The sequence below is a fragment of the Dyadobacter sp. CY347 genome (genome assembly GCF_021502655.1).
Lineage (GTDB): Bacteria > Bacteroidota > Bacteroidia > Cytophagales > Spirosomataceae > Dyadobacter.
Map to the genome: position 1 here is coordinate 326,424 of NZ_JAKFFT010000007.1, position 25,729 is coordinate 352,152.

General features: G+C 42.9%; 29 protein-coding genes. 18 read left to right on the forward strand and 11 right to left on the reverse strand.

Annotation, left to right across the window (positions count from 1 at the left end):
• Position 1 precedes the first annotated feature (1 nt).
• The 3 genes from L0659_RS17045 to L0659_RS17055 all read right to left on the reverse strand — a co-directional run bounded on the left by L0659_RS17045 (position 2) and on the right by L0659_RS17055 (position 4,463).
• Complete coding sequence (locus tag L0659_RS17045; protein ID WP_235127825.1) at positions 2 to 2,395, reverse strand: outer membrane beta-barrel family protein; 2,394 nt, start codon at positions 2,393 to 2,395, stop codon at positions 2 to 4.
• Between the two features lie 151 nt (positions 2,396 to 2,546).
• Complete coding sequence (locus tag L0659_RS17050) at positions 2,547 to 3,695, reverse strand: sensor histidine kinase (RefSeq protein WP_235127826.1); 1,149 nt, start codon at positions 3,693 to 3,695, stop codon at positions 2,547 to 2,549.
• Positions 3,696 to 3,704: 9 nt separating this feature from the next.
• Positions 3,705 to 4,463, reverse strand: a complete 759-nt coding sequence (locus tag L0659_RS17055) for a LytTR family DNA-binding domain-containing protein (protein WP_235127827.1) — start codon at positions 4,461 to 4,463, stop codon at positions 3,705 to 3,707.
• A 238-nt stretch (positions 4,464 to 4,701) separates the two neighbouring features.
• Between L0659_RS17055 and L0659_RS17060 the strand changes: the two genes are divergently transcribed.
• A complete protein-coding gene (locus L0659_RS17060) occupies positions 4,702 to 5,181 on the forward strand; it encodes a tol-pal system YbgF family protein (protein WP_235127828.1) in 480 nt (159 codons plus the stop codon).
• 55 nt (positions 5,182 to 5,236) lie between these two features.
• Here L0659_RS17060 and L0659_RS17065 read toward each other — a convergent pair whose 3' ends face one another.
• The 3 genes from L0659_RS17065 to L0659_RS17075 form a co-directional block, all read right to left on the reverse strand.
• Positions 5,237 to 5,536 (reverse strand): hypothetical protein, encoded by a 300-nt coding sequence (locus L0659_RS17065; protein WP_235127829.1) that lies wholly within the window; start codon positions 5,534 to 5,536, stop codon positions 5,237 to 5,239.
• Positions 5,472 to 5,768 (reverse strand): hypothetical protein, encoded by a 297-nt coding sequence (locus L0659_RS17070; protein ID WP_235127830.1) that lies wholly within the window; start codon positions 5,766 to 5,768, stop codon positions 5,472 to 5,474. The genes L0659_RS17065 and L0659_RS17070 overlap by 65 nt, the downstream gene beginning before the upstream one ends.
• A gap of 92 nt (positions 5,769 to 5,860) precedes the next feature.
• Positions 5,861 to 6,109: a hypothetical protein gene (locus L0659_RS17075; RefSeq protein WP_235127831.1), complete on the reverse strand. Its 249-nt coding sequence runs from the start codon at positions 6,107 to 6,109 to the stop codon at positions 5,861 to 5,863.
• A gap of 143 nt (positions 6,110 to 6,252) precedes the next feature.
• Between L0659_RS17075 and L0659_RS17080 the strand changes: the two genes are divergently transcribed.
• The 3 genes from L0659_RS17080 to L0659_RS17090 all read left to right on the forward strand — a co-directional run bounded on the left by L0659_RS17080 (position 6,253) and on the right by L0659_RS17090 (position 9,596).
• Positions 6,253 to 7,890, forward strand: a complete 1,638-nt coding sequence (locus tag L0659_RS17080; RefSeq protein ID WP_235127832.1) for an ABC-F family ATP-binding cassette domain-containing protein — start codon at positions 6,253 to 6,255, stop codon at positions 7,888 to 7,890.
• Positions 7,891 to 8,002: 112 nt separating this feature from the next.
• Positions 8,003 to 8,593: a DUF6088 family protein gene (locus tag L0659_RS17085; protein ID WP_235127833.1), complete on the forward strand. Its 591-nt coding sequence runs from the start codon at positions 8,003 to 8,005 to the stop codon at positions 8,591 to 8,593.
• A 13-nt stretch (positions 8,594 to 8,606) separates the two neighbouring features.
• Positions 8,607 to 9,596, forward strand: coding sequence for a nucleotidyl transferase AbiEii/AbiGii toxin family protein (locus L0659_RS17090; RefSeq protein WP_235127834.1), 990 nt, complete (start codon positions 8,607 to 8,609; stop codon positions 9,594 to 9,596).
• A 130-nt stretch (positions 9,597 to 9,726) separates the two neighbouring features.
• On the opposite strand, the gene L0659_RS17095 is transcribed toward L0659_RS17090, so the two are convergent.
• Together L0659_RS17095 and L0659_RS17100 are read right to left on the reverse strand one after the other, a co-directional pair.
• On the reverse strand, positions 9,727 to 9,993 hold the full coding sequence (locus L0659_RS17095; protein ID WP_235127835.1) for a hypothetical protein: 267 nt from the start codon (positions 9,991 to 9,993) through the stop codon (positions 9,727 to 9,729).
• A gap of 30 nt (positions 9,994 to 10,023) precedes the next feature.
• A complete protein-coding gene (locus tag L0659_RS17100; protein ID WP_235127836.1) occupies positions 10,024 to 10,539 on the reverse strand; it encodes a DUF6934 family protein in 516 nt (171 codons plus the stop codon).
• A gap of 217 nt (positions 10,540 to 10,756) precedes the next feature.
• Between L0659_RS17100 and L0659_RS17105 the strand changes: the two genes are divergently transcribed.
• Both L0659_RS17105 and L0659_RS17110 read left to right on the forward strand, forming a co-directional pair.
• Complete coding sequence (locus L0659_RS17105) at positions 10,757 to 11,047, forward strand: hypothetical protein (RefSeq protein ID WP_235127837.1); 291 nt, start codon at positions 10,757 to 10,759, stop codon at positions 11,045 to 11,047.
• A 185-nt stretch (positions 11,048 to 11,232) separates the two neighbouring features.
• Positions 11,233 to 12,393 (forward strand): hypothetical protein, encoded by a 1,161-nt coding sequence (locus tag L0659_RS17110; protein WP_235127838.1) that lies wholly within the window; start codon positions 11,233 to 11,235, stop codon positions 12,391 to 12,393.
• 32 nt (positions 12,394 to 12,425) lie between these two features.
• Here L0659_RS17110 and L0659_RS17115 read toward each other — a convergent pair whose 3' ends face one another.
• Positions 12,426 to 14,021: an ABC-F family ATP-binding cassette domain-containing protein gene (locus L0659_RS17115; protein WP_235127839.1), complete on the reverse strand. Its 1,596-nt coding sequence runs from the start codon at positions 14,019 to 14,021 to the stop codon at positions 12,426 to 12,428.
• A gap of 258 nt (positions 14,022 to 14,279) precedes the next feature.
• On the opposite strand from L0659_RS17115, the gene L0659_RS17120 reads away from it, so the two are divergent.
• The 6 genes from L0659_RS17120 to L0659_RS17145 all read left to right on the forward strand — a co-directional run bounded on the left by L0659_RS17120 (position 14,280) and on the right by L0659_RS17145 (position 18,862).
• Positions 14,280 to 15,020, forward strand: a complete 741-nt coding sequence (locus L0659_RS17120; RefSeq protein ID WP_235127840.1) for an SDR family oxidoreductase — start codon at positions 14,280 to 14,282, stop codon at positions 15,018 to 15,020.
• A 106-nt stretch (positions 15,021 to 15,126) separates the two neighbouring features.
• Complete coding sequence (locus L0659_RS17125) at positions 15,127 to 15,510, forward strand: helix-turn-helix domain-containing protein (protein ID WP_235127841.1); 384 nt, start codon at positions 15,127 to 15,129, stop codon at positions 15,508 to 15,510.
• Positions 15,511 to 15,655: 145 nt separating this feature from the next.
• Complete coding sequence (locus tag L0659_RS17130; protein WP_235127842.1) at positions 15,656 to 16,588, forward strand: heme-binding domain-containing protein; 933 nt, start codon at positions 15,656 to 15,658, stop codon at positions 16,586 to 16,588.
• A gap of 11 nt (positions 16,589 to 16,599) precedes the next feature.
• Positions 16,600 to 17,061, forward strand: coding sequence for a hypothetical protein (locus L0659_RS17135; protein WP_235127843.1), 462 nt, complete (start codon positions 16,600 to 16,602; stop codon positions 17,059 to 17,061).
• 36 nt (positions 17,062 to 17,097) lie between these two features.
• Positions 17,098 to 18,120 carry a sensor histidine kinase gene (locus tag L0659_RS17140; protein WP_235127844.1) on the forward strand — a complete coding sequence of 341 codons (1,023 nt, stop codon included), beginning with the start codon at positions 17,098 to 17,100 and terminating at the stop codon, positions 18,118 to 18,120.
• Positions 18,101 to 18,862 carry a LytTR family DNA-binding domain-containing protein gene (locus L0659_RS17145; protein ID WP_235127845.1) on the forward strand — a complete coding sequence of 254 codons (762 nt, stop codon included), beginning with the start codon at positions 18,101 to 18,103 and terminating at the stop codon, positions 18,860 to 18,862. The genes L0659_RS17140 and L0659_RS17145 overlap by 20 nt, the downstream gene beginning before the upstream one ends.
• Before the next feature lie 39 nt (positions 18,863 to 18,901).
• On the opposite strand, the gene L0659_RS17150 is transcribed toward L0659_RS17145, so the two are convergent.
• Positions 18,902 to 19,438, reverse strand: a complete 537-nt coding sequence (locus tag L0659_RS17150; RefSeq protein WP_235127846.1) for an antibiotic biosynthesis monooxygenase — start codon at positions 19,436 to 19,438, stop codon at positions 18,902 to 18,904.
• A gap of 526 nt (positions 19,439 to 19,964) precedes the next feature.
• Entirely contained in the window at positions 19,965 to 20,189 is a 225-nt protein-coding gene (locus tag L0659_RS17155) for a helix-turn-helix transcriptional regulator (RefSeq protein WP_235127847.1), read from the reverse strand.
• Between the two features lie 217 nt (positions 20,190 to 20,406).
• Here L0659_RS17155 and L0659_RS17160 point away from each other — a divergent pair, with 217 nt between their 5' ends.
• From L0659_RS17160 to L0659_RS17185, 6 genes are all read left to right on the forward strand, one after another.
• Positions 20,407 to 20,775, forward strand: coding sequence for a hypothetical protein (locus L0659_RS17160; protein WP_235127848.1), 369 nt, complete (start codon positions 20,407 to 20,409; stop codon positions 20,773 to 20,775).
• Between the two features lie 4 nt (positions 20,776 to 20,779).
• On the forward strand, positions 20,780 to 21,610 hold the full coding sequence (locus tag L0659_RS17165; protein WP_235127849.1) for a DUF3427 domain-containing protein: 831 nt from the start codon (positions 20,780 to 20,782) through the stop codon (positions 21,608 to 21,610).
• Positions 21,611 to 21,767: 157 nt separating this feature from the next.
• Entirely contained in the window at positions 21,768 to 22,379 is a 612-nt protein-coding gene (locus L0659_RS17170; protein ID WP_235127850.1) for a hypothetical protein, read from the forward strand.
• A 292-nt stretch (positions 22,380 to 22,671) separates the two neighbouring features.
• Positions 22,672 to 23,478: an abortive infection family protein gene (locus L0659_RS17175; protein ID WP_235127851.1), complete on the forward strand. Its 807-nt coding sequence runs from the start codon at positions 22,672 to 22,674 to the stop codon at positions 23,476 to 23,478.
• A 20-nt stretch (positions 23,479 to 23,498) separates the two neighbouring features.
• Complete coding sequence (locus L0659_RS17180; protein WP_235127852.1) at positions 23,499 to 24,437, forward strand: hypothetical protein; 939 nt, start codon at positions 23,499 to 23,501, stop codon at positions 24,435 to 24,437.
• Positions 24,438 to 24,524: 87 nt separating this feature from the next.
• Positions 24,525 to 25,388, forward strand: a complete 864-nt coding sequence (locus L0659_RS17185; protein WP_235127853.1) for a hypothetical protein — start codon at positions 24,525 to 24,527, stop codon at positions 25,386 to 25,388.
• Positions 25,389 to 25,729: the final 341 nt, after the last annotated feature.

The window sequence follows — 25,729 nt, forward strand, 5'->3', positions numbered from 1 at the left end:
GTCACCTTACCCCACCACCCATCCGGTTTTTTTCGGCTTCGTTTCCCAGGCTTCTGTTTTTTGCTTGTTTTACGGTCTTTTTGCCGAAGCTGTAGTTGAATGCGAGCCTTATGCGTTGGTTGTCGGCGTAGGATTGTGTAGATGTGTAAACTGGCCCGTAGGATGTAATGTAACGATAAGTTTGCGTGCGGAACACGTCCTGGATGGAGATTTTTACATTGCCGTTTTTTAAGACTGCTTTGTTGAAACTCAGCCATAAAAAATACACCTGCCTGCTTTGCATGATCGCGAACCGATAAGGCGAGTTGTAGATCAGCAGCACTTCCGCTTTGTATCCTTTTGGTAAGGTAAATGTATTATTGCTATAAGAATTCACCCCGAATCCACTGAAATTTACGCCTGGAATGTTGGCAACGGGCGTTTTGGTCTGAGATGCATTGAGTACTACGGAACAATTGGTATACCACCATTTAAACAATTCCTTGTTCCACGAAAGGCCTGCGTATGCACTTTTTACATGCTTCAAATTTTCGGGGATACTGACATATAACCTGGTGTCGGGATCGGCATAAATGACGTCGGAAATGTAATCTCTTGTCCGCGTGTAATTTACAAATAACGAAAGTCCGCCTTTGGTGTATCCGGCATCAATGGTATGCTCATAGGATGGTTTCAGATTGGGGTTTCCTACTGAAACGAGGTAAGGATCGGAAAGCCAGCGATAGGGGATGAGGTATGTTAATGATGGTCTGGAAATCTTACGCGCGTAGGAAATGTTGACCATATCCCCGTTTTTCAAACTTTTGTTCAATCCCAGACTTGGAAAGAGCCCGGCATATTGCCTGCTTACATTGGACCCGGTTAATTGCTGAGCCGTTTTTTCATACCGCAAGCCCGATTGCAAAGTCCACCCGCTTTTGAAGGAGTTGTTGTAACCCAGGTAGGCGGCATAAGAATGTTCTTTGTAAATGCCTGATACACTGAAAGAAGGATCGATCACATACTGGCCGTTGGTTTCATTTTCCTGCGTGAGCGTATTGTTGTTTCCGATTAAAATGTATTTCATTCCCGTTTCCCAGCGGCCGCTTTTCGTGGGTAATGCTAAATCAGCTTGCGCAATGAGGTTGTTTTCGTCTTTTGGATTGCGAATCCTGGCCCTCGTGGGATCGCCCAGCAAAATGCCCTCAACACTTTGTTTCTGGTAAATCAAATGCTGTGTATTTTTCTTATCAAAATGGCTTTGCGTAACATTGAAGGATAGTTCTTTTCCCGCACTGTCCAGCTTTCCGGTATAATTGAAATTCACATCGTAGTTGCGGTTATTATCTGTTGTTACCCGGTTTACGTCCAGCAATGAGTCCAGCGTGGCGGGATAGGACTTGAAGCCGGTGTTCATATTGGTCGTATAGTCGCTGTTCCGGGAACCGCTGTTGAACCGGATTCCCATTGTATTATTTTTGTTTACAGCATAATCAATGCCGCTGAAAGTAGAGATTCCGTCCGTTTTATAATTGGTCAAAGCTTTGGTGTCCATAAATCCGCCCGGAAATTTCCGGATCAATGCATCTTCCGACCCGATATTTTCAAATGTTCCATTAACGGATGTGAAAACGGTCCATTTTTCAGACCTAAAATTGATGGACGCATCCGGATAAAAGCGTCCGTATTTTCCCTTGGAATAGATCATACTTACTCTTCCGTTGAACCCTCGTTCCAGACTCTTTTTTGTAATTATATTAATAACAGCCCCAAAACTCGCGTCGTATTTTGCAGATGGATTTGGGATCACTTCAATCTTCAATACATCTTCCGCGGAGAAACTTTGCAGAAAATTGGTCAGGGAAGTCTGGCTGGTCTGCCGGCCGTCCACCAGGATCAGCACATTGCTTTTATTTCCGACTTTGATCCCCAGCGGCGACGATTGTACCAACGGGGCATATTTCAAGAGATCCTCTACTTTGTTTCCCTTGGATATGACACTGTTAGCCACATTCAGGACCATTCTGTCTCCTTTATTTTCAACCAAACTACGCTGACCCTTTACAGTAACTTCGTCGAGGTTCGCAGCCTCATCCGCTAGGGTAATCTGAGAGAATTCCTGGATCCGGTTCGTGTCATTCAGTGTAAATCGGGGCGTAAATGCTTTTGTAAATCCCATGTATTGAATGCTGATCCGATACTGGCCTTTGACGGCATAATGTATCTGAAAATCACCGTGTTCATCGGTTAATCCACCTTTTACAATGCCGGAATCTGCTGCGGCTAGAAGTGCTACCGTGGCATAGGCGGCGCCTGCCTTATTTTTATCGATAACCTTCCCTTTTACAATATATTGCGCGCGTATCATGCTTGCAGTGAGGAGCATGCAAATCAGCAAGGCGGAGAATTTGCTCATAGTATCAGGATTAGCTTGTAGCGGTTTTTCAACTATACAAAACAATCCCGAAGGCAGCAGAAGTGAAATTTTCTTAGATCAAGCGTGCCAGAAACTAGACGAAATGAACGGCCCGCATTTCGTCGATGTGAGAGCAGGTTTCGTCGATCGGTCAGGCGGCAGTAAGTGGCAGGGCGAGGGTTACTTTAAATGTTTGGTCCTGTAAAACGGTTTCAAATTGATAGCGGCCAGGATAATAGATTTCCAATCGCTTTCTCAGGTTTGCAAGCCCCAGGCCGGTGCCTTGCCCGGCCATTGCCTGCTCTTCCGGAGATCGCTCGGGAACGCTGTTGAGGATGCTGCATTCCAGTTTTTCGGGATGGACAAATATTTTTATTGCAACAAAAGAAGGATGCCGCGACGCGTGTACACCGTGCTTAAATGCATTTTCGACGAGCGTGATCAGCAAGAGCGTCGGGATTTCGTGCGAATCCCTGATCATTCCTTCCTGAATGAAGCTTACCATACAGCGGCGCGTATTGCGAACCGATTCCAGCTCCACATATTGATTCAGGTAGGCAATCTCTTTTTCCAGTTTGATAAATTCTTCATTTGCCTCATACAAAGCGAAACGGATTATTTCCGAGGACTTTTGCAGATACTCAGCAGCCTCTTCCGAAATGGGCAGGATCTTCGCGTAAGCAGCGTTTAACACATTAAAAACAAAATGTGGATTGATCTGCGTCTTCAGGACTTTCAGCTCCATGCTTAATGCTTCATTTTGCAGCTTCTGCCGCAAAAGGGTTTGCCTGGCTGCATATTTTCCGACTTTCAATGTAGCAGGAAGGAGCAGCAATTCAAGTTCTGACAAGTCGTAAGCGAATACTGTCCATGTCAACGGATCTTCGAAACGAAGCAGTTTCAGATGCAATTCTCCTATCATCCTGAACCGTTCCGGCATCGTTTCCAGGCCAAAGGTCATATCAACAAAAATGAAAAGCAGCGTATTGAAAGTATGCAGCAACAGAATCGTGCAGACAAACATTGCCAGTCCAAGTGCAAAACCCCTGAAATGCCTGCTGAGAAAATAGTATAAGGCGACACAGAGGTAATAATTTGGGAGAAACTTGAAGAAATAAATGACTCCGACGAGTGTGAAGCGTGGGTCGGATATTACCTCAGTCAGTGTTGGGAGAGAATAACCGAAGTGCAGTGCAACAAAAATTATCCAGAAACAGACGTGATGAAGGATGCGTACGCCTAGTGTGGGTGGGAAAATGATTGTTTCGAGAAATGAATAATCCGTTTTGATGCTGTTCATCCCCTGTCCTTAATTTTCTGTCAGCTGCCTGAAAATTTCATCCCGTGTAGGCGAAACGGCAATCGCAACCTCTTTGCCATTTTGCAGCGTAATCGTATTTCCCTCAATCATTCTGATGGCATTCCGGTTGACAATGTAGGAACGGTGCGTGCGCACAAAAGGTGGAAAAGGCAGCTTTTCCATCATGGCCGACATCGACATTAATGTCACCAGCACGCCGCCGGAATGATGCACTTTAATGTAATCCTTCAAGCCCTCGATCAGGAAAATATCTTTAAACCAGACACAATACAGCTTACGATCAGCCCGGATCCATACATATTCGTCATTTGCCGACGATTCCTGTCTGACTTCGGGCAAAGCTGCCGGCATTTCGGAAATCTGTCCGCCGGTAATGAGTTTTCGCACTTTGGTGACCGCTTTCAGGAAACGGTCGAACCCGATGGGTTTCAGCAGGAAAGCCGTAACGTCAAATGTAAATCCGTCCACAGCATATTCTGGGTAAGCGGTGGTCATGATCACATGCAGGTCGGGCGATTGGATAATGTTCAGCAGGTCGAGGCCCGAGAGCTCGGGCATGTTCACGTCCAGGAAAATAATGTCGGGCTTCCGTGCCGGAATCATCCCGATGGCCTCCACGGCATTATAGCAACTTCCCTCTAACAAAAGCCACGGCACTTTCGCAATCAGAAATTTAAGCACTTCATGAGCAGGTTCTTCATCATCAATGATGAGGCACTTTATTTTCCTTATAGTAGTATCGCTCATTGATTTTTATTTTCCCATTGGAACAAGCACGCCCAGGTGAATTAACACATTGAAAACAGGAGTAGCCCCTATATAACATGCGGTGACATGTTACAATGTTCGGTATAATTTATAAATTTTCACAGTAAAAATTACATTTGGCAGGCTGAGGTTAACATATTAATAACCCATAGAAGCGCAAGTTTTAGGCCCGTTTTAATAATTTTAAGTATTATACCATCATACATTCACTGAGCCAATGAGCCTTCCTGTCGTCAAAAAAATTGCCTGGATTTCGCTTGTGCCGCAATTAGGGTTATTAGCAATCTTAACAGGGCTTTATTATATCCTGGGCGTTAAGCACGCCATACTTTTTTCAGCTCTTACTTATCTTATGATGTCGAATTTGGCTCGCTTTTTAGTCTTAAAGCATCACAACAGAGCGGTTAAATTTGTCAAAGCAGAAGATTTTCGGAGCGCTATTCGCGGTTTCCAATCCAGCTACGATTTCCTGAGCACCTATCCGTGGATTGATAAATACCGATACATGACGCTGCTAAGCTCATCGAAACTCTCATTCCGCGAAATGGCATTAAACAATATCGCCTTTTCGCACGCCCAAATCGGAGAAGGAGACCAGGCCATCTTATATTACAATAAAATGCTAACAGAATTCCCAAACAGTGACCTGGCTGAAACGGCATTGAATTTTATTGATGCTTTTAAAAGTGATAGGTGAGGTGTTAAAGACGAGGTCAGGAAGTTGGCAGCCGTAGATGTTTATTTGCCTGAAATCATTTACAATTCACATATTCGAAGCTTAGGTCAGGGAAAAGGTTGTCCTGCCAATGAACATTGTAAGCAGTCAGCGGGTAATTTGTGGGGCTATATGAATAAACGATATTTTCGCTTGTTGAATTGATCGTCACTTTTACGACATTATGTTTTGAAAATGTCAACACACCATTCCCGGAATCTGCTCCGAAATAGGTTTTGATGTCGTAAATCCCCGGGTGTCCATAGAATGGATTATTGAGTTTGTCGTATTGATATAAATACACAGTCCGGGTAAATGTAGGGGATTGCGCTGTCATATTCAAGCACGCCGGGATATTCAAATCCATCCATTTGAAGGACAACCTTGGTAACCCGATCGCCCGCATATTCGTAAACGATATTTTGATTAGGCCCGTAAGAAGCCTTGCTTATCCGGCACGTATCCCCTTTATTCTCCACAATTTCAGGCCCTGGTTCCGGCTCAGACTTCTTTTTACAGGATATAAAAAGCGCAAGGCTGATGAATAGCAGGAAGCATATTTTTTGCATAGATGAATGGGTGGGTGTTCCGCGTGATAAAAATTTGGAATTTGCTTGTAAAGTAATCAATATCATCGCCAAGCAAAGCACCCATGCAACTATTAACATCCCGAATACTCCGGCCGGAAAAGTCCGTTGAGGGCGGCGATTGTTTTTTCCTCAATCATTCTGCCGTCTTGCAGTTCAATGTAAGGTTTTGGATCGTCGGCGTGTATTTCCTTGATAATTCCTTCGGCCCTTTCCAGTCCGTTGATATCCAGAATCATTTCTGCTTTTGCTCCACGGTTTTTGATATCTGTCAGCATTTCCATAAAGCTCTCATTTACTGACAATGTTGTGCGTAAGTCCATATATTTTAGTTGATTATCTACTTTTAAAATATTTAAGCAGGACGTAGTATCCTTATTTAAAAACGCTTCTGATTAACAATTGATTCAACATTGTTGGTCAATAATTGTATCATCGTACCTTTGCGGCTTCAAAAAATGAGACAATGATTACAGTTGAAAATTTGGCCGTTGAATTTAATGGATCAGCGCTTTTTAGTGAGGTTTCTTTTGCTATTAATCCTACGGATAAAATTGCCCTGATGGGTAAGAATGGAGCGGGAAAATCCACCATGATGAAAATCATTGCTGGTGAACAAAAAGCCAATCGCGGGCATGTACGTGCACCCAAAGACGCCGTGATCGCATATTTGCCGCAACATTTGCTTACCGAGGATAACTGCACCGTTTTTGAAGAAGCGGCCAAAGCATTCAAGCAGGTTTTTGAAATGCGCGCTGAAATGGAAAAACTAAATCACGCGCTCGAAACCCGCACAGATTACGAGAGCGATGAATATATGGCCATCATCGAGCAGGTTACCGAAATAGGCGAAAAATATTACCAACTCGAAGAAGTCAATTATGACGCCGAAGTTGAGAAAGCTCTGAAAGGATTAGGATTTAGGCCGGAAGATTTCCAGCGCCAAACCAAGGAATTCAGTGGCGGATGGCGCATGCGCATTGAGCTCGCCAAAATACTATTGCAAAAGCCAGACCTCATTTTGCTCGATGAGCCAACCAACCACATTGACATTGAATCCGTGATGTGGCTGGAAGATTTTTTGGTAAACAAATCCAATGCCGTAATGGTCATTTCCCACGACCGTGCCTTCATCGACAACATTACCAACCGCACCATTGAAGTAACTATGGGACGGATTTTCGACTATAAAGCCAACTATTCACATTACCTCGTGCTACGCGAGGAGCGCAGGTCGCATCAGATCAAGGCATATCAGGAACAGCAGAAAATGATTGCAGATAACATGCAATTTATCGAACGCTTCCGCGGAACATATTCCAAAACCAACCAGGTTTCCTCGCGCGAGCGCATGCTGGAAAAATTGGAAATCATTGAAATCGATGAAATCGACAACTCAGCCCTAAAACTCCGTTTTCCACCTTCGCCGAGGTCAGGAGACTATCCGGTTACTGTGAAGGACGTTTCAAAATCCTACGGCGATCAGGTTGTGTTTAAAAATGCCAGCATGACCATTTCCAGAGGTGAAAAAGTTTCGTTTGTGGGCCGGAACGGCGAAGGTAAGTCCACGATGATCAAAGCCATCATGGGTCAAATCGATGTCGACGGAACCTGCCAGCTGGGCCACAATGTCAAAGTCGGCTATTTTGCCCAAAACCAGGCATCATTACTAGACCCAAATCTCACGATTTTCCAAACGGTAGACGAAGTCGCAGAAGGTGACGTAAGAACCCAGATCAAAAACATTTTAGGCGCCTTCATGTTCCAGGGCGAAGACATCGACAAGAAAGTAAGCGTATTATCCGGCGGAGAAAAAACCCGCCTCGCCATGGTAAAACTACTTCTGGAACCAGTAAACCTGCTAATCCTCGATGAGCCTACGAACCATTTAGATTTGAAGTCGAAGGATGTTTTGAAAGAAGCACTTAGAAACTTTGACGGAACATTGGTGCTAGTTTCTCATGATAGGGATTTCTTGCAAGGTTTGTCACAGAAAGTTTTTGAGTTTAAGGATAAGCGGGTGATCGAGCATTTTGAGACGATTGATGCATTTTTGGAAAGGAATCGGATTAAGAGTATTGCGGATTTGCAGCTGGCGAAGTAGGAGGTTAGAGTATTGTCTAGTTATCGGACTGTGAGCAACAAGTCTCACAAATCGCTATCCATTTGTCGCAAATATTCGCTAAATTTGCGACAAAACGTATACTTAAATCACCATGGAAAGTGCTGATGATCAAATACTTGAAAAAATATACCGTTCTCCGAGGGGTGCTTTGTTCTTCCCAGATAGTTTTTTAAGTATTTCAAATGCAAAAACAGTATCAAAAGTTCTGGAAAGGCTCGTTCAAGCAGGTAAGCTGTATCGCGCTGCTACGGGAATTTACCTACGTCCGGTAGAAGACGAGGTGATTGGCATAATGCTTCCTGGAATTGAAGAAATTGCAAAGGCAATAATAAAGCGCGACAAAGCTCGGGCAGTCCCATCAGGTAGTTATGCGCTTTACAAATTGGGACTAACTACACAAATCCCGATGAACATTGTTTACTACACAGACTCATCCTCCCGACAAGTAAAGATCGGAAAGCAGACAATCACCTTCAAAAAAGCAAGTGCCCGCAACGTTTCAGCAATCGGCGAAATCAGTAAACTCGTTATCCAGGCCCTTCGCACGATTGGTAAAGGCAACATCACGGATGAGGAGTTGAGGATAATAAAAGAAAGACTTAGATACGAAAAGCCATATCATCTCCAACATGATATCAAGGTGGCGCCCGAATGGATCAGGCAAGTAATGCGGACACTTTAACACACACATAGCAATGATTGATTTACTTAGTTTAAGATCATGGTTGCAACTTTCTGATGCAACCAAACTAAATATCTATACTGAAACAGGGCGCAAAATTGGCTTGCCCGCAATGGCGATAGAAAAAGACTGGTGGGTGGTTCATACTCTGGCCATGATTTTTTCTATGGAATGTGCACCTGCACTCATTTTTAAAGGAGGGACATCATTAAGTAAAGGCTGGAATTTGATCCAAAGGTTTTCCGAAGATATAGATTTGGCCATTGACCGGGAGTATCTGGGTTTCCCGGGTGATTTGAACCGTCAGCAAATCAAGAAGTTAAGAAAGGCATCCTATGCCTTTATGACTACAACCTTCATTAAAGAACTTACCGAGCGTTTCGCTGCGGCTGGTTTTCAGGATGTTAATATTCGTTATAGCGACACTGGTCAATCAGATCAGGATCCAATGATTATTGAAGTTTATTATCCCAAACTCACCGAGAAGGAAATTTATCTCAAACCTGGTGTTTTAGTGGAAGTTGGTTGCCGCTCACTTAGAGAGCCGACGACTCAAAGAACATTTTCAACATTGGTAGCTGAAAATTTTAGTGATCGGCCGTTTGCCGACAGTCCAATTACAATTCCTATTGTAAATCCGGAACGAACATTCCTCGAAAAGATATTCCTCCTCCACGAGGAATTTCAAAAAACACCAGAAAAAATACGGGTTGACAGGTTAAGCAGGCATTTGTATGACATTGAAAAGCTAGGTCAGACAGAGTTTGCAGCAATTGCTTTGTCGGACGCAGATCTATATCGAACAATCGTCGACCACCGCAAGATGTTTACTGCACTTGCAGAAGTAGATTACAATAATCATAGTCCCGACAAAATTGTGTTTGTGCCGCCTCACGATCTGCTTGCGGCGTGGGAAGCTGATTACAAGCAAATGCGGGAAAATATGATTTTTGGAGAAGTATCGAGTTTTAAAGTGCTTATTGAAACATTGACGGTTTTGTAAATTAGAATCAATAAGATAGCAGATGCTTTTTGAGGTTAAAAAAAGAACATATGCAGGGTTCATCACTTCTGGGGAGGGAAGCTATCAATACTACGATAGATCTTGCCGACAGACAGAAATTGGCAACCCATTAGTCTCTCTGTGGAAGTGGGTTTTTATCCAAAAAATTAGCCATATCTTCTGCCTGTTTTAAAAATGAATCAGGCATCACAAAAGGCTTAACGTAAGATTTTTGACTCGCTACCTTGGCATCCGTATACTCAGAAGCAAACACAATAGGCCTTGCACTGCTAAAAACTACTGGCTTGATAGGGAAAATAAATTCTTTATTCCCAATCAAGAACTCAACAGCTTTTCTTTGTCTCACTTTTTGTTTTTGTGTAGTTTGAGTTGCCATATTATCCTCTCTTGTTGATTATCAATGTAATCATCTCTTCAAATTTAACGAAAATGCATCATAATTGGTGCCTTTTGTGAACGGAACCCATTCGCCCTTCCAATTTGGCCAATCTCCTTCTATTTCACCTTTCTGGTTTTTGACAGCTTTGAAGCCTTCGATATTATATCGCTGTACCAGATAATCGTAGTGTTGGTTAATGCCCATCTGATATAAGCGCGTTCTTAGACGCATTTCGAATTCATCAGAACCTTCCTTCTTACTAACTGAACCAGTGGCTAAGAGCCTTATTTCAGGATGGTTATTAATGTATTCGAGTGCCGTTTTTCCAACCGTCGCTAGGATCTGGTCTCGGTCACCATTATTGACCGATATTTTGTCATCGATCATATTGGTCTCACCATTCCAAACTCCGAAGCCAAGATTGTACTCATTGTCACTGTTGGGTAGCTTCACAATAGCGATCAGCATATTGTGATTGCCTTTACTATAAAACTGGAAGGCATTTTCGGCATAGGCGACAGTATCGTAACTCGGAAGGTTCATGCGTTAGGTGTGTATAGAGCGCAAAGCTATGAAAAAACTTTCCCCTATATTTGCCTCGCAAACTTTAATAAATTTATCATGAAGCTATTTTCAAATGTCAGACCAAAATGGTCCTGGAGAGGCATACGGGTGCAAGTCCCGAGACCTGACCGATGTAGTTTCATTCGTTAAAGTTTGCGGTGACCTCTCCTTTTTTCTCACTCTTTTTCAAGGTCAAATGCAAACTTTAACGAATGAAGAAGGAATCGACTTGAATGCAAATTCAGTCAACCCAACGAACGATGCACGTCACGCATCAAACACCAGCGCACCGCTAACAAAGTCCCAAGCCGAATTTTGGTATCTCGTCGAATGTCAAGGCTGCAATGAGCTGGCGCGGTCGCTTCGAATGGTGCACGATCTGGCGCTTTACCATTCGGATATTCCGTTTGATACGGCTGAAAAATCGGCGCTTTTTGATGTGAAGGTGCTTTGGGAAGGTTTTGAGAAGATGGGGGCAAAAGTTTAGGAATTCGAGGACTGTTGGCGACAGTCCTTTTTTGTGGTTAATGCTTCATGCAGATATTCATTGATGCGTTGCGAGCAACAGCAATGCAGAAAGTTTAGAGATTTGAGGGCTGTTGGCGACAATGCTTTTTTGTTTATTTGTCAATTCATACGGTTTTCTATCAAAATCCAACATTTCACTCCAATATGTTCCTTTTTAAAGCAGCCCCATTTTATCTATTCTATCTGCTTGTTTCAGTCACATTCGCACAGCCCTCTAATAAAAGCATTACCGCAAAACAAGCTGTTAACGAGACAGAAAAGGTAATTTCGGATTATAAAGAGAAGCACCTGCCAACCAGCAAAGCAGATTGGGAAAAGGGGAAAATCCAGATTGGGAGCGACAGTCTGCTGTTCACTGTTAAGATTTTTGGTGAAAAACCAAGTGATGGCCGCAGCATGTTTATTTCTATGCACGGTGGTGGCAGTGGCCCGGCATCGATGAATGATCAGCAATACAAAAATCAGCAAAGGTTATATAAACCTGCCGAGGGCGTTTATTTCGTGCCCCGATCGCCATCGAACACCTGGAATATGTGGCACCAGGAGCCGGTGGATGGTCTGCTCGAACGAGCCATTCTGGAGGCCGTCATTATGGAAGGTGTCAATCCAAACAAAGTGTATATAATGGGATATTCTGCAGGGGGTGATGGCGTGTATCAGCTCGCCCCGCGGATGGCGGATCATTGGGCAGCAGCCGCGATGATGGCCGGACATCCCGGCGACGCAGCCATTCTGAACCTCCGAAACCTGCCGTTTTTTCTTGCCGTAGGCGAAAAAGATGCCGCATATAACAGAAATGCATTGCTAACCGAATGGTCCAACAGGCTCGACTCGCTGCAATCAACCGATAAAGGCGGTTTCGTTCATGATGTACATTTAATGGCCGGTATGCCGCACTGGATGAAACAGCAGGATACAATTAGTGTGGCCTGGATGGCGAAATTCAAACGCAATCCATATCCTCAAAAGGTTAACTGGATTCAGGACGATGTGGTGCGGAAGCATTTCTATTGGCTCTCTGTTCCCCAGAGTTCTGCGGTAAAGGGCCATACAGTTTTTGCATCTTACCAAGGTCAGGAAATTGACATTCAGAGAAATGATAATGATACGTTATACATTCACCTGAATGACAAAATGATGAATTTGGACAAGCAAATCACCATCCGCCAAAATGGCAAAGTGCTCTTTAAAGGGAAAGTAACCCGCAGTAAGGAGCTCATTCAAAAGTCTTACGCGGATCGCAGGGATGCTGATTATATTTTTAGCGGGGAGGTTGTGTTGGTAAATGGTAAGGTGAGGATGTGAGCTTTACATCTCATAGGCTAACTTCTACACATCTAACTAAACTTGGAAAGATCTATTTCCCTTGCGACCTGCACCCGTTGCAAAAAATAAGCATCATGCGAGACGACCAGCAATGTGCCTTGATATTCATTGATGGCATTAGTCAGGATTTCAATGTTGTGGATGTCCAGATTATTGGTCGGTTCATCCAGGATAATCATGTCCGGCGCCTGGTTGCCGATGGTTAATGAGCAGAGCATTAGCCGCATTTTTTCCCCGCCACTAAGCGCGGCGCAAGGTTTGTCCCAATATTCCCTTGTAAATAGGAATCGGTTCAGCCTCGTTTTAACCTCATGCTCTTGCAACATGCCGGTGTTAAAGCGTTGTGCCTGCTGAGAAACGCTCAGATGATTATCAATAAAAGAATAATCCTGATCAATGTAAGTTGCTTTGAATTCGGCGCGTTGCAGATTTCCTTTGCTGGGCAGCAAATCTCCCAAAATGATCCTGATTAACGTGGTTTTTCCAGAACCATTCGCCCCTTTTATCACGATCCGCTCCCCACTCATGATTTGGAAATCAAGCGGTTTGCGCCAGAGTTGCCTGTTGACCCCCACAGTTAAATTCTCAGCAGTAACCAGGATTTTCCCTACATGCAATGCAGAATTATCCAGATCCAGTTTCATTTTACCTATATCAGAAATTTCGCTTCTTAGCTGACTCAGATCCTTTGATATGCTTTCTATTTTTTCCGCATGGACACCTTTGATTTTAGAAGTGCTTCTTTCTGCATTGTTTTTCAATGTGTTCATCAAAATCGTTGGCAAGCCAGCCTTTTCCTGTTTTTTCTTTCCCCGTGAATCGAGTTTTTGTTGCCGCTCCATTGTTTCGCGTTCAGTATCTTTCGCTTTTCTAAGTGCCTTTTCTTTACTTTTAAGATCTTGGTTCAGCGCATCATTTTCGATTGTTTTCTGGGCTAAATAAAAATCGAAATTCCCTCCATAGGCTGTTATCCCTCGCTGGCTCAATTCCAAAACAGTTGACAGAAGGTTTAGTAAAGTGCGATCGTGACTGACCACCAGCAGTGTGTGTGCCGTAGTCTGGATGTAGTCATATAATATGCTTCTGCCAAGCGTGTCAAGGTGGTTGCTGGGTTCGTCCAGCAGCACGATTTCAGGGTTATGGATCATAATTCCTGCCAGAAAAACCTTTGTTTTTTGCCCGCCACTCAACATTCCCATCTTTACATTCAGGTCCAAATCGGGAAGATTCCAATGAGATAAAGCCAACTGGCAGCGCTCATCAATAGACCAGTCATCATTGAGCATAGTCAGGTTTGCTTCGGTTGCCTCGCCGTTCAATATGTCTTTCAGGGCATTGATTTTTTCAGAAACACCAAGCGCCTGCGCTATGGTGATCTCGTTGAACTGCCCAAAAAGCTGTGGTATGTAGTAAGGCTTTGAATTGGTTTTAACCATTCCTGCCGTAGGCGCAATCTCTCCTGCCAAAATTCTCAAAAGTATAGATTTTCCGGCGCCATTATGGCCAATAAGTGCAGTTTTATCTTGTTTGTTTATGACTAGATTGATGTCAGAGAACAAAGTGTCCCTGTTAGGATGCGCATACGCGACATCTTGAAGAAAAAGCATGATTTCTTTCTATTAGAAGTTTACATAATGGCAGTAAGCCAAGTTTTTAGCTCTGCTTTTTGTCCTAAAAAGAAAAATGCTCTTACATGAAGCTTGTTTTGGTTTTGAAAGACAAAGTTAAAAACTCATTTGGAAGAATGCCTCGTCGACCAGGAAATTTGAAAAGCACACATATGATGTCTGGTATCACACAGTATACTGGTATAATATTGATACCAAATGCTATTTACCTTTGTCAAAAAATAATTCAAGAGACAAATGGAAAATTTAAAAGGCAAAAATGCCCTGGTCACAGGCGGGAATAGCGGCATTGGTTATGCGGCTGCAAAAGAATTGAAAGCACAAGGCGCGGAAGTCATCATTACGGGCCGACGCGAAAATGTAATCCAGGAAGCCGCAGCAGAACTTGGCGTAACTGGTTTTGTGAGCGATCAGAGTAAAGTCGCAGATATCGAAGCGCTGGCAAAACAGGTTAGCGAGCAATTTGGTAAGCTTGATATTTTATTTATCAATGCAGGCGTATTAGGCGGCGCGGGAATTGAGACAGCGACGGAAAGTGATTTTGATTATGTGATTGATGTGAATTTTAAGGGGGCCTATTTTACGCTCAGCAGATTTATCCCAATCCTGAATGATGGCGCTTCGGTCGTGTTTTTGTCGTCCAATGTTGTCGGCATGAATGGTGCTAATTCTTCCATGTACACTTCTAGCAAGGCGGCGTTGAATGCGGTCATGAAAATTGCGGCGATTGAACTGGCACCGAGGAAGATCCGGGTGAACGCGATCAGTCCCGGCCCTACTCAGACTGAAATTTTGAATAAAATGGGCCTTGATCCGGCAGCCCGCCTGGCATTGGACGACTGGATGATCGAGCGCATTCCGCTGAAAAAAATCGGAAGTGCCGACGATGTGGCCAGGATGGTAACCTACTTTTCCGGAGATGCTTCGAGCTTTATTACAGGCGCAGAAATCGTTATGGATGGCGGGATGAGTCTTTGACCATTTGGCTTAACTTAGCGCAGCATTTGAAGCAAGCGCAGGTGCGAAACACCTGTGCTTTTTTGCACGTTTAAGGCATTAGTTGACATTGAAAGATAGCAGCACGATGAATGAAGAACAGATCAGGAAAGCGGGAGAAATCCTGTCCGATCCGAGAAATCAGAAGCAGGAAGTTCAGGCATTGCAGGACACCATGTATGTTATTGGTGGAAAATGGAGGCTCTTGATTATCAATTCAATATGCAATGGTAACAGGCGTTTTCGCGACATCCAAAGAAGCATTCCCGGCATTACGACGCGGATGTTGTCCAGGGAATTAAAGGATATGGAAGCCAATCAGCTGATCAAACGTACGGTCACGCCCGACACGCCCGTTTTGGTCGAGTATACGGAGACGGATTACTGCATGTCGTTTGGCGGAATTATTCTGGAAATGATCAGCTGGGGGAAACAGCACCGGGATAAAATAATGAAAGATCAGGGCGACTAAACGCAAAAGCAATCAATTGCTGTCTAACTCACCTTTGGTTATGTCTATTTCAAAGGTATGTTTGTCTGAATCGGGGCTTAATTGGTGGTGGAATTTTGTATCTGGATATACATTTGATTGTTAGTAATCAGATAATTACGCTAGAATGAAAAAGCCAGGGTTAACATTTTATAAGGTTGCAGCGATCATAGTCATTGTGATTTTTGTGGGACTGCAAGTAAGCTCACCTTCCATTGAAAATCCGCCGGTGACGAGCGAGATTGCGGTTCCTGCGGATGTGAAGCAGATATTGGAGCGGGCTTGTTATGATTGTCATTCCAATGAAGCGAAGGTGGAATGGTTTGATAAGATCGCCCCGGCGTCTTTCCTGGTGGCGCATGATGTTAATGAGGCGCGGTCACGGTTTAATTTTTCGGAATGGGACAAGAATCCGGCGGGTGTGCAGGAGTTGCTGCTTTGGGAAATGGTGAATGCGATCGATCAGGGGAAGATGCCTTTGAAACGTTACCAGCTGGCGCATCCGGGTGGCAAAGTGTCTGAATCTGAGCTGGCAGTTTTGAAACAATATGTTAACACGCTTCCCGGACGGCATAAGGTCGATACAGCCAGGATCGTTGCGCAAACTTCTTCAATTCAAAAAGTTTCCACTCCAAAGACGCCCGTTTCCTTAAATGGAATTCCCTATTCTGCGGACTACAAAAACTGGAAGATCATCAGCGTCACGGACAAATTCGACGGTGGCAGCATGCGGATCGTTTATGGAAATGACATTATGGTGAAGGCCATTGAAAAGCGCCAGCTTCCTTTTCCTGATGGCGCAAGGATAGTGAAAGTTGTTTGGGGAAAACAGGCCGAGGATAAAGAAGGCAATGTGCTGCCTGGCAACTTCCAAAATGCACAATTCATGATCAAAGACAGCAAAAAATACAGCACAACCGAAGGCTGGGGATTTGCGAAATTTGATGGACTTGATTTAAAACCGGCAGGCAAAACGATCCTCTTCGAGCAAACTTGCGCCAATTGTCACCGGCTGCTGGCTCCTGAAAATGATTTTGTATTCAACGTTCCCACCAAGTAAATTCCACCAAAATGAAATCCACCATTTCAATATATATAATCGGGCTGGCACTTGTAATGCTGTCCTGCGACGATCGTAATACTGCTACTCTTGCACCAGAATATTTGTACGATGCCGGAAACCAGAAGGTGATCAAATCCATCATTAATAACAAAAAGGGCACCATTGCAATGCTTTACGGAAATAATCTTGCGCTGCAAAGTGCCTCTGATTCCCTTTCGAAACCAAATTTTGGCGCACATTATACATTGGTAACCTGGAAACAGAAGCCAATGCCGCAATGGTACGGCACCAAAATGAACGGACAAATTTATTCCATAGAGCACTTGAAAGTTGTGCAAAGAAATGAGACGCGATTTGCTTTTGACTATGATTTTCAGACCGGAAAAGGTTATAAGCCTGGCGACAGTCGGCCGGAAGAGAAACAGCGGATCGACTTTATAACTTCCCAACGCGCTGCCGTTTTTCCTTAATGAAACTGGAATCACACATGGATCGACTTATTTGATATGGTAACAAAAGCAGCTTTCAAAGTCTCAAACAAAATCATTTGGACGAGCTCCATTGTGATCGGTTTGCTTTCCTCGGTGCCGCAGCTGGCTTCACACAAGTTTGTGCCATTGGAGGCAGCTGTGAATGCGGGCATTACAGCTGCGTTTGCAGTGATTATGTGGTATTTCAATATTTACATGCTTTCGCAAAAAAGCAACCGGTCGCAGGGACCGCAGATATCGTATGCCAAATTGCTCAATTCACTTGCGTTTGGTCTAGTCCTGATGTTTGGACTGGCTTACATTCAGCAGCTTATATTGTCGCACATTGATTTCGGCCCTGCCATGCTGATGGTGGAAGTGCGTGGGATTTTGATCAACCTTGTCTTTTATATGTTCCTGAATATGCTGCAACAGAATTATGAAAATCAGCATGTGAGTATGGAACTGGAACGGTTTCGGAACGATAATCTGAGTGCGCAATATGACCTTTTAAAACAGCAGGTGAATCCGCATTTTTTGTTTAATAGCCTAAATACGCTTAAAGCAATGGTCGAAACCGGCGATCAGCAATCGGTGGATTTTATACTGAAACTCGCCAACTTTTACCGCTATACGCTGGAAAGCCGCAAGCTGGATCTGATTCCTTTGAAAGAAGAAATGGAGATTTTGAATGCATATCTTTTTCTGCAAAAGGCCAGGTTTGAAGATGGATTTATTTTCCAAAACAAACTTGATGATGGCGTTCTAGATACATTAATCCCTCCATTTACATTGCAATTATTGGTTGAAAACTGTCTCAAACACAACATTGTGTCATTAAACCGGCCTTTGCAGATCCGCATTTTCATGGAAGGCGAAAGCATTGTTGTTGAAAATCAGGTCCAGCTCAGAAAGAACCAGGAAGATTCCCTGGGCGTGGGGTTAACAAACATTGAGCTCAAATACAGTCATTTGTTAAACAAAAAGGTGGAGGTAATCAACGGCCAAGACCTGTTTCAGGTTAGACTTCCTATCATTTATGAACATCGTAATCATTGAGGACGAGCTAAAAACAGCCAGATCCCTTGAAAATATGCTCCGGCAACTGCGTCCCGCAGCCAAAATCACCGGTCCATATCAGAGTGTCGAAGAATCTGTTGAAGCACTTTCCACGGGACCACAGCCAGACCTGATTTTCATGGACATTCAGCTGGCCGACGGGCTGAGTTTTGAGATTTTCAAATCAGTCGAGATCGTTTGTCCGGTCATTTTTTGCACAGCCTTTGACGAATATTCACTGGAAGCCTTCAAGCGTAACGGCGTGGACTACGTCCTGAAACCATTCTCAAAAGAAGACATTGCAGGCGCCCTCGGCAAAGTCGACGACTTGAAAAACTTTTTCCAGCAAAAAGCGATTCCCGACCTGAGCGAGTTACTAAGCAGAATGGCTCCCCAAGCCGATAAAACCAGTTTTTTGGTATTTAAACACCAAAAATACACGACAGTCCAAACCGCGCAGATCGCCTTTTTCTACATCCGTAATGAGACTTCGATGATCATGTGTTTCGATGGGCAGGAATTTTCACTGAGCCAATCCCTCGATCAGATCGCAGCGTCTGTGAGCCAGAAGCAATTTTTCCGGATCAACCGACAGTATCTGGTAAATTTTTCCGCGATCAAGGAAATCGAGCATTATTTTATGCGGAAGCTGCATGTTAAGCTGGTCATAGAAACGCCTGAGCAGTTGCTGATCAACAAAGAAAAAGCGCCGTCGTTTCTTTTGTGGATGGAGAATCGTTGACAAAGAATCGTTTCAAGCACGGGCGGGCTACTACTAACATCATTTGCTACTTTTCAAGCTCCCCGAAAGCCACGGTTTCAGCAACTTCGTCACCTGCGGCATCACGACCCAGGTAAGCAAGCCCACCATACATGCGGCCACAACCAAAGTCCTTAACGCGGGATGAAGCTCATGAATGAACGGCCCAAGTACATACGTCAGGAACAGGCTCGTAGGATACACTCCGCAAAGTGTTGCCGCAGCCATTTTCCACCTCGGGGGCGGAGCAGGAGAACGGAACCACGCTTCCAGGCCGGTAAGCTCCCGATAGACAGGATCTTCCGTCAATGTCGATGCATAGGCTTCCCAATCTTTAAAAAGCTTTGAATTATAAAAAGCATCACGCTCAGCCTGATTGGCAAAAGTCCTCAAAATGCCTATTTCGCGGCTCTCGCTCCCCGGTAAAGCCGTCATCATCGCCGCACCATGAACGCCGCCATGCAGAAAAGAATCTCCCAAAAAATGTCGCAACGCTTCTTTGAATTCCTCCTCTTTTCCAGGAAGTACTTTACGGGTGATAGCTACATGAATGGGCATAGGCGTGTTATCGCAGTTTTGGATAGGAGTGAGCGTAAATATACGAAATGTGCGTTTTTTAGTCACGCATTAGATTACAAGCATTTTATTCGACTTTGAAGTTATTTCAAGGGAGGCAACCATGCAGGAGGGAGACGGGTCTCGAACTTTGCCTTTAATCGGCTCGTAATCAAGGTTTTGTCTCCTTTATTTGAAGTATACTACACGAAAGACTCACTATTTTTTATACATATAGTACAACAGTATATTTGTTATGTATAATTCTTTTAGCGAAAATTGAGATTTTTAGGGATGATTTTCGCCGGTTTTGGGTGAGTTTTCGGGTCGTTTTTAGTGTTCAAAGTTTGGAAAATGCCTGTGGTCTTTGGCAGTGGTAACTGTGAATTTGCTGGGGTAAAAATACGAATTTTTGTAAAAGTCTGTAGTTCTGTTGCAGTAAGAAAGCGATACAAAAGCAAACTTTCGGCAGTAATAAGGATTTGTTGCCGAAAGTTTGCGAAGCGACATTTTTAATAATTAAAGGAATCTATTTGTCTTTTTCCTTTTTTAATTCCTGTTTGAGATCAACTACACCAACTTCCTTTCCAAATAGCCACAGAACTTGATTGACCTTATCAAGTCGAAGCGTTTTTTTGCCTTGTTCCAAATCACGAACAAAGCGTAGACCAACTCCTGCTTTGAAAGCGAGTTCTTCCTGTGTAAGGCCAACTGCCTTACGCCTCTCTTTTAGGAATGATGAAAACGTAGACATATTATATACCCGGTAAGGTATAAAGATAACTAATTCAGCTGGATTATACCAGATCAGGTATAGCTTAGCTATCCGACATATTTATTCCGCATGGTTGTTGTGATTTTCCTCATCTAGTAAAATTGTCACAACATGGTTTAATAGAAATGTCACAACATGATTTAATAGTATTAAGACATCAATATTCAATAGATTAACAACAGCCTGATTTGATAAATTGATACGACAACACCCGGATGCCTATCATTTACTTTCCATTGCGCGTTACCGGGTCACGTCCGAACTGATTGCCAAAGTAAGTTCGAGAGCGTGGGATCCTAACGAAGATGAAGAAGGTCGTAAACAACGCGACGCAATGGCTGCCAGAGGATACTACCAGGCTTTTCAGTCTGTAACTGAAAGTATCAAAGCCATACTTCACGGTGAAAATGCAGGAGCGCTCGCTGATAAAGACCACTCGAAATGGTACAGGGAAATGTTTGATCCAAGTGTAGCAGCAGGTATTCTGAAAGGCCGCGAATCTTGCCGGATACAGGAATCATCAGGTTTGTATCGGCAATTCCAGACACGTACCGCTCAACGTTGATGCCGTGAGAGACGCTATGCTCATATTGTTAGAGTTTCTGCAAGAAGAGCCCGAAGCATCCGTAAGGGCAGTATTGCGACATTTCATATTCGTGTTCATTCATCCTTATATGGATGGCAATGGACCTATGGGGCAATTTCTAATGAATGCGATGCTGGCTTCGGGGGGATATCCATGGACGGTAATACCTGTTGAAAGCCGCGACGAATATATATACTCATTGGAAAAAGCCTGTGTGGAACAGAACATTGAGCCGTTTGCTGCCTTTCTCGGCCGTCTGGTCAACGAGGAAATTCGCGTAGAACTGTTGCGATACTACCTGGTGCCGGACTGGCAAGTGGTTCAACCTCTACCTTTCGTTCAACCACTCAAAGTACATAGCCGATATACGAGAGAACAGATCTTGGCTGCTTTCGGAGAAAACACATTTGAAAGGAAGTCCAGTAACCGGGAAGGCGTCGTAAACTTGGAAGCAAAAAATGCCAAGCTGCAGCTCATAACGCTTGAAAAGACCGAAGCAAACTACTCTCCGACCACATTATATAACGATTACGCAGTCAGTGAAAAGATTTTTCATTGGCAGTCTCAGAACACTGCCCGGCCTGAAACTGGCAAGGGGCTGTCATATGTAAAGCAAAGCAAACGGGAAAATCAATTCATCTTTGTGCGGGAGAAGAACAATGATGAATTCAATAATACGATTGCTTATGTCTTTCTAGGCCTGGCGGATTATATCAACCATTATGGTGCAAAGCCGATGAGTATCAATTGGGCATTGCGCGAGTCAGCTCTGCATTATATCTGGAAGGATATGGCGAAGATGCCGGTTGGGTGATTTACGGCTATCCATTCATCGATATAATAGAACATATTGACATCATATTCCAAGCCGATGGCCTTGTCAAGATGGATGACCCTGGGAAATAAATCTTTCCTGCTTTTCTAATCCTAGCTATTCAGTAACTTACATTGAGATACAAAATTAAGTCCATATGACTTCCGAGATTACTGAAATTATTAAAATCGGCGCGAGCCTTCTTGGAGGAGGTGCCATCGGAGCTGTAATTACAAATATTGTTATCGCCTACCGCTCGAGAGTCCAGCCAATCTTCAGATCAGTCCGCGTGATTCCTTTTTTTGAGAACACAAAGTTCCCTAATATGGACTTATCTCTTGCTTTGAAAGGTGAATCGAAAATCGCTGATTTTACTAATTTGGATATTTTAGATATTCGAATGGAAAATAATGGAAACAAAGACTATCAAGACTTTGCGTTTGGAGTCACTCTCCCTGATAATAGCCAGATCATCAACTTCGTTGGACAATCTTCCGACCGACATCACATTGTTCAGCAGGAGACAGATGTTAATATCCACAATCCAAAGTCTGAGATAGATGCAAAGTTAATGCCGTTCAACAGAAACGACGTTTATAATATAACCTTGCTAATTAACAAAACAGAGGGAGTCAAAAGCCTTAGCGAAGCTGATATAAAGTTCAGTACAAATGCGTCGATCAAGTTCACGTCTACTCGCCTTAGCAAAACTTTTTTGGAAGTGATGCTTTTCCTCATAACAGACACTTACACATTAAAGAGATTTTAAGCCTCTAGTAAACGGATATCCATCCCAACCTGTACGGACAATGTCATACATAACAAATTTTCACATTCAGTAAATTGTACTCTTCGCATGAAAAATTGTTAGAAAGAATCTCAGGAGCTCATCGATACCAAAAATCGCCTGCAGTTCCTATGTTCATTGATCAGCTGTTTGGAAAGGGGATTGAATAACAATGGCAGCATTTAAAATCGGTCATATGCTACCAAGGGTAAGGATGTGCTCTTTATTATTTTAGTGGAAGGCAAATCTTTGACTTCAATAAAAGAATTAATTTATGGAAAAATTGATGGCACAGATAATCTCTCCGAAATACCACATGAAACTTGTCGACAATGTCGCACAGGCACTTAATGCTGAATACATATCAGACGAACAGATAACATATTATATTGAAAAATGGCATATAGATAACTATGAACCGCGCGGATTCAATAATGATTATTGGGAAAATTTTAGTATCAAAAAGGACCAAAATAAAATTGATCTGGTAGGTACACTCCATGCAATGGACTCGGAAATTTTACTAAAAATTGCAATCGATCTCGGCATCGAAACCCCGGACTTTATTCCTTCAATTCCCACATTCAGGAATGAACTTAAGTCAGATTACGCAACGGCATACAATACCTTTGAAAAAGCTTACAGACAAATCGAAAATGATCCAAGCCTTGCAATCGGATTGTCAAATTCAGCACTGGAGAGTATCGTGAAGCACATTTTGAAAGATCAAAACATAGTAAGAAACCTTAATGGAGGCGAAACACTTTACACACTAATTAACATCATTATTAAAGAGTTTAAACTATCGAATGACGAGCTTCCTTCAGAGATAAAGACAATCATCAGGTCTCTGACAGCCGTTTGTCAGTCAGTTGAAAAGTTAAGAAGTGAAAAAACCAATTTTCATGGCAAGACCGCCGACGATGTCGTTATCGACAATAGCATTTACACATATCTAGTATTAAACTCAGTTGCTACGGTTGGGCTTTTTTTAAGCTCGTACTATCGGATTCTTCACCCAAAACAAAAAGAGGAATGGCCAACAATCGATACTGACGAAAACTTCGAACTCCCATTTTAAGAATATAGTCTATACTTGCTATGACAACTAAAAAAAATGGAGACAGCCTTGCAATCGACGAGATAACCCTCAGATCATTTCTAGAATCAAAACCAACTGGGCGGATTGAAAAAGAAAACATTGTCTTCGACGAAACTACACATTGCCTCGAGATTACAGGAATAACATGCATAGAAGATGTTTTCAGTATACATGCTGACCAGATATTCAAATCCATAAATTTTGTCGGCTGTACACTGGAAAGAATTGAATTTTCGAAGATTAAGCTATTGGACGATGTAGAGTTTCGATTTACGAGGTGTTTTATTAAAGAGCTCTACATTGAAGGCGATAAACGAATGTCACTGACAGTAAATGACACCCGTCTTGACGTGCTTCATGTGAATGAAACACTTAACCATCTATCTATACGGAACAGATCCTTGGAATTGCCTGAAATCAAACTTTTGCAGCTCAACGGTAATTACTCGGAGGGTCAAAGCATTGGAATTCCCAGATACGAACTTGAAAATCTCAAAGTAAAGACATTAGACATCCTCTTAGTAAGTGCCTTTACCTTTATCAAGTCCAGTATTATCGAAAATTTCACATGCCAACCAGTAGAGAGTGGATCAATCTGGATTCAGGATGGTTGTTCGATATCCACATTTCAACTACATCCTCTATCTGGGTATGTATCCGTAACAAAATCAAGGTTAGGATTGATCCGAATACATACCTCGGGTCAAAATGACGCCCCAGGTGACGATGCTGCCCTAGATGTAGTTGACTCGACCATAAACGAGCTTTCGATAGTGAATAACGCGCAAATTCAGAGTCTTCGAATCGATGGTGTAAGCGTTGTGAATAATTTGAACCTCTTGCATGGAAGTGCCAAAAATGTATACATTCAATGTCGCCATATAGATAAATTCAATATTGATATTGGCTGGTTCCGATTCGACCAAATGACTGTATGAGGTCACGATAATTCTTTGACTATTAATCAAATTGTACTACGTGATGGATTATTCAACAAAGGTCCGGGTGGCCAAACATCTGTTCTAATGTTACAAACGTTCTCTGTCTCGCATATCCGTTTTAGTTCATTTATCAACCAGGGCAATATCTTTATTTCTCAGGTATATGATATGAAAGCACATGTAATTGATATTCCCAAATTATGGAAAGAACCAGTCACTCCACCAGAAATTGCAGCGACTCACGACCGCAAGGAGTTCCTGCGTGAAGCTCTCCATAAATTTAAAGAGCGGACGTTCGAAATATATAATTCAGATCTTGGCAAAATAAGCTTTATATCGTGTGACTTCGCCGCAATGGAACTACGTTTCAAAGCATCTAAGATTGTAGAAATCTTCCTTGCAGGAACTGAAATGCCAAAAGAGTTAATCGGAGATGCTACTAGTCAGCAAATTGGATATGGGCAGCTAAAAAAAGTCTATGAAAACAGAGGTGATTCAGTAGCAAGCCAGGAATATCTTCGAAAAGAATTGAAGTCTCATTACGAAGCCTTACATAAGGAAAACCTTCTTCGAAAGAGAACATTATTGCAATTGGGAGACTTCTGGACACTTCGAGTTAGTAAATACACAAATGATTTTGGTACCAGTTGGATAGTTGCCCTTTTAATGTTAATCATCCCAATGCTCATTCTATTTACATTTCATAATCGAGCAATTGGATATAGAATGGGCTCTTTCTGGGTGCAATGCGAAGTTAATAATTTCAAAGAATTGATGTCTTTGTTTCCAGAATTTGTTTTTCCAATTCATAAAGCAGACTATATTCCAGACACAGTCAACCTGCAGGTAACAAATGCTTCGAGGTTCTTGGACGCATTGGGGAAAATCTGGGGAAGCTTTATGATATACCAATTTATTCAGGCGTTCAGAAAATTTGGAAAAAAATAATAGGGCTGTCGGGAATTACCCCAATCGCTCAAATGATCCATGATCTGGCTCGTTATCACTCGGATATCGCGTTTGATCAAGCTGAAAAGTCAGCTCTTTTTGACCTGAAAGTCCTTTGGGAAGGGCTCGAACAAATGGGACCGAAAGCGTAGAGATTGGAGGACTGTTGGCGACAGTCCTTTTATTGTAGCTCAGAAAAACAGCTGGCAGTGACCCAAAATGCATTCACCAGTATAGGCCTGAACGATTTTTTTTCGCTCCAAACGAACACTGCTTTTAAACAAATACTTTTTTCACCAGAGCGCAATCGCCCATTCTTACTCAAAGCAAAAAGGGACGGG

Bases quoted from the DNA above. Each gene is read 5' to 3' on its own strand.
- L0659_RS17120 (WP_235127840.1), top strand. From the start codon at position 14,280: ATGGAAAATTTAAAAGGCAAAAATGCCCTGGTCACAGGCGGGAATAGC.
- L0659_RS17105 (WP_235127837.1), top strand. From the start codon at position 10,757: ATGCAAACTTTAACGAATGAAGAAGGAATCGACTTGAATGCAAATTCA.
- L0659_RS17100 (WP_235127836.1), bottom strand. From the start codon at position 10,539: ATGAACCTTCCGAGTTACGATACTGTCGCCTATGCCGAAAATGCCTTC.
- L0659_RS17125 (WP_235127841.1), top strand. From the start codon at position 15,127: ATGAATGAAGAACAGATCAGGAAAGCGGGAGAAATCCTGTCCGATCCG.
- L0659_RS17095 (WP_235127835.1), bottom strand. From the start codon at position 9,993: ATGGCAACTCAAACTACACAAAAACAAAAAGTGAGACAAAGAAAAGCT.
- L0659_RS17175 (WP_235127851.1), top strand. From the start codon at position 22,672: ATGGAAAAATTGATGGCACAGATAATCTCTCCGAAATACCACATGAAA.
- L0659_RS17085 (WP_235127833.1), top strand. From the start codon at position 8,003: ATGGAAAGTGCTGATGATCAAATACTTGAAAAAATATACCGTTCTCCG.
- L0659_RS17135 (WP_235127843.1), top strand. From the start codon at position 16,600: ATGAAATCCACCATTTCAATATATATAATCGGGCTGGCACTTGTAATG.
- L0659_RS17140 (WP_235127844.1), top strand. From the start codon at position 17,098: ATGGTAACAAAAGCAGCTTTCAAAGTCTCAAACAAAATCATTTGGACG.
- L0659_RS17065 (WP_235127829.1), bottom strand. From the start codon at position 5,536: ATGACAGCGCAATCCCCTACATTTACCCGGACTGTGTATTTATATCAA.
- L0659_RS17050 (WP_235127826.1), bottom strand. From the start codon at position 3,695: ATGAACAGCATCAAAACGGATTATTCATTTCTCGAAACAATCATTTTC.
- L0659_RS17075 (WP_235127831.1), bottom strand. From the start codon at position 6,109: ATGGACTTACGCACAACATTGTCAGTAAATGAGAGCTTTATGGAAATG.
- L0659_RS17180 (WP_235127852.1), top strand. From the start codon at position 23,499: ATGACAACTAAAAAAAATGGAGACAGCCTTGCAATCGACGAGATAACC.
- L0659_RS17090 (WP_235127834.1), top strand. From the start codon at position 8,607: ATGATTGATTTACTTAGTTTAAGATCATGGTTGCAACTTTCTGATGCA.
- L0659_RS17045 (WP_235127825.1), bottom strand. From the start codon at position 2,395: ATGAGCAAATTCTCCGCCTTGCTGATTTGCATGCTCCTCACTGCAAGC.
- L0659_RS17080 (WP_235127832.1), top strand. From the start codon at position 6,253: ATGATTACAGTTGAAAATTTGGCCGTTGAATTTAATGGATCAGCGCTT.
- L0659_RS17150 (WP_235127846.1), bottom strand. From the start codon at position 19,438: ATGCCCATTCATGTAGCTATCACCCGTAAAGTACTTCCTGGAAAAGAG.
- L0659_RS17110 (WP_235127838.1), top strand. From the start codon at position 11,233: ATGTTCCTTTTTAAAGCAGCCCCATTTTATCTATTCTATCTGCTTGTT.
- L0659_RS17055 (WP_235127827.1), bottom strand. From the start codon at position 4,463: ATGAGCGATACTACTATAAGGAAAATAAAGTGCCTCATCATTGATGAT.
- L0659_RS17185 (WP_235127853.1), top strand. From the start codon at position 24,525: ATGTTACAAACGTTCTCTGTCTCGCATATCCGTTTTAGTTCATTTATC.
- L0659_RS17145 (WP_235127845.1), top strand. From the start codon at position 18,101: ATGAACATCGTAATCATTGAGGACGAGCTAAAAACAGCCAGATCCCTT.
- L0659_RS17130 (WP_235127842.1), top strand. From the start codon at position 15,656: ATGAAAAAGCCAGGGTTAACATTTTATAAGGTTGCAGCGATCATAGTC.
- L0659_RS17070 (WP_235127830.1), bottom strand. From the start codon at position 5,768: ATGCAAAAAATATGCTTCCTGCTATTCATCAGCCTTGCGCTTTTTATA.
- L0659_RS17060 (WP_235127828.1), top strand. From the start codon at position 4,702: ATGAGCCTTCCTGTCGTCAAAAAAATTGCCTGGATTTCGCTTGTGCCG.
- L0659_RS17155 (WP_235127847.1), bottom strand. From the start codon at position 20,189: ATGTCTACGTTTTCATCATTCCTAAAAGAGAGGCGTAAGGCAGTTGGC.
- L0659_RS17170 (WP_235127850.1), top strand. From the start codon at position 21,768: ATGACTTCCGAGATTACTGAAATTATTAAAATCGGCGCGAGCCTTCTT.
- L0659_RS17115 (WP_235127839.1), bottom strand. From the start codon at position 14,021: ATGCTTTTTCTTCAAGATGTCGCGTATGCGCATCCTAACAGGGACACT.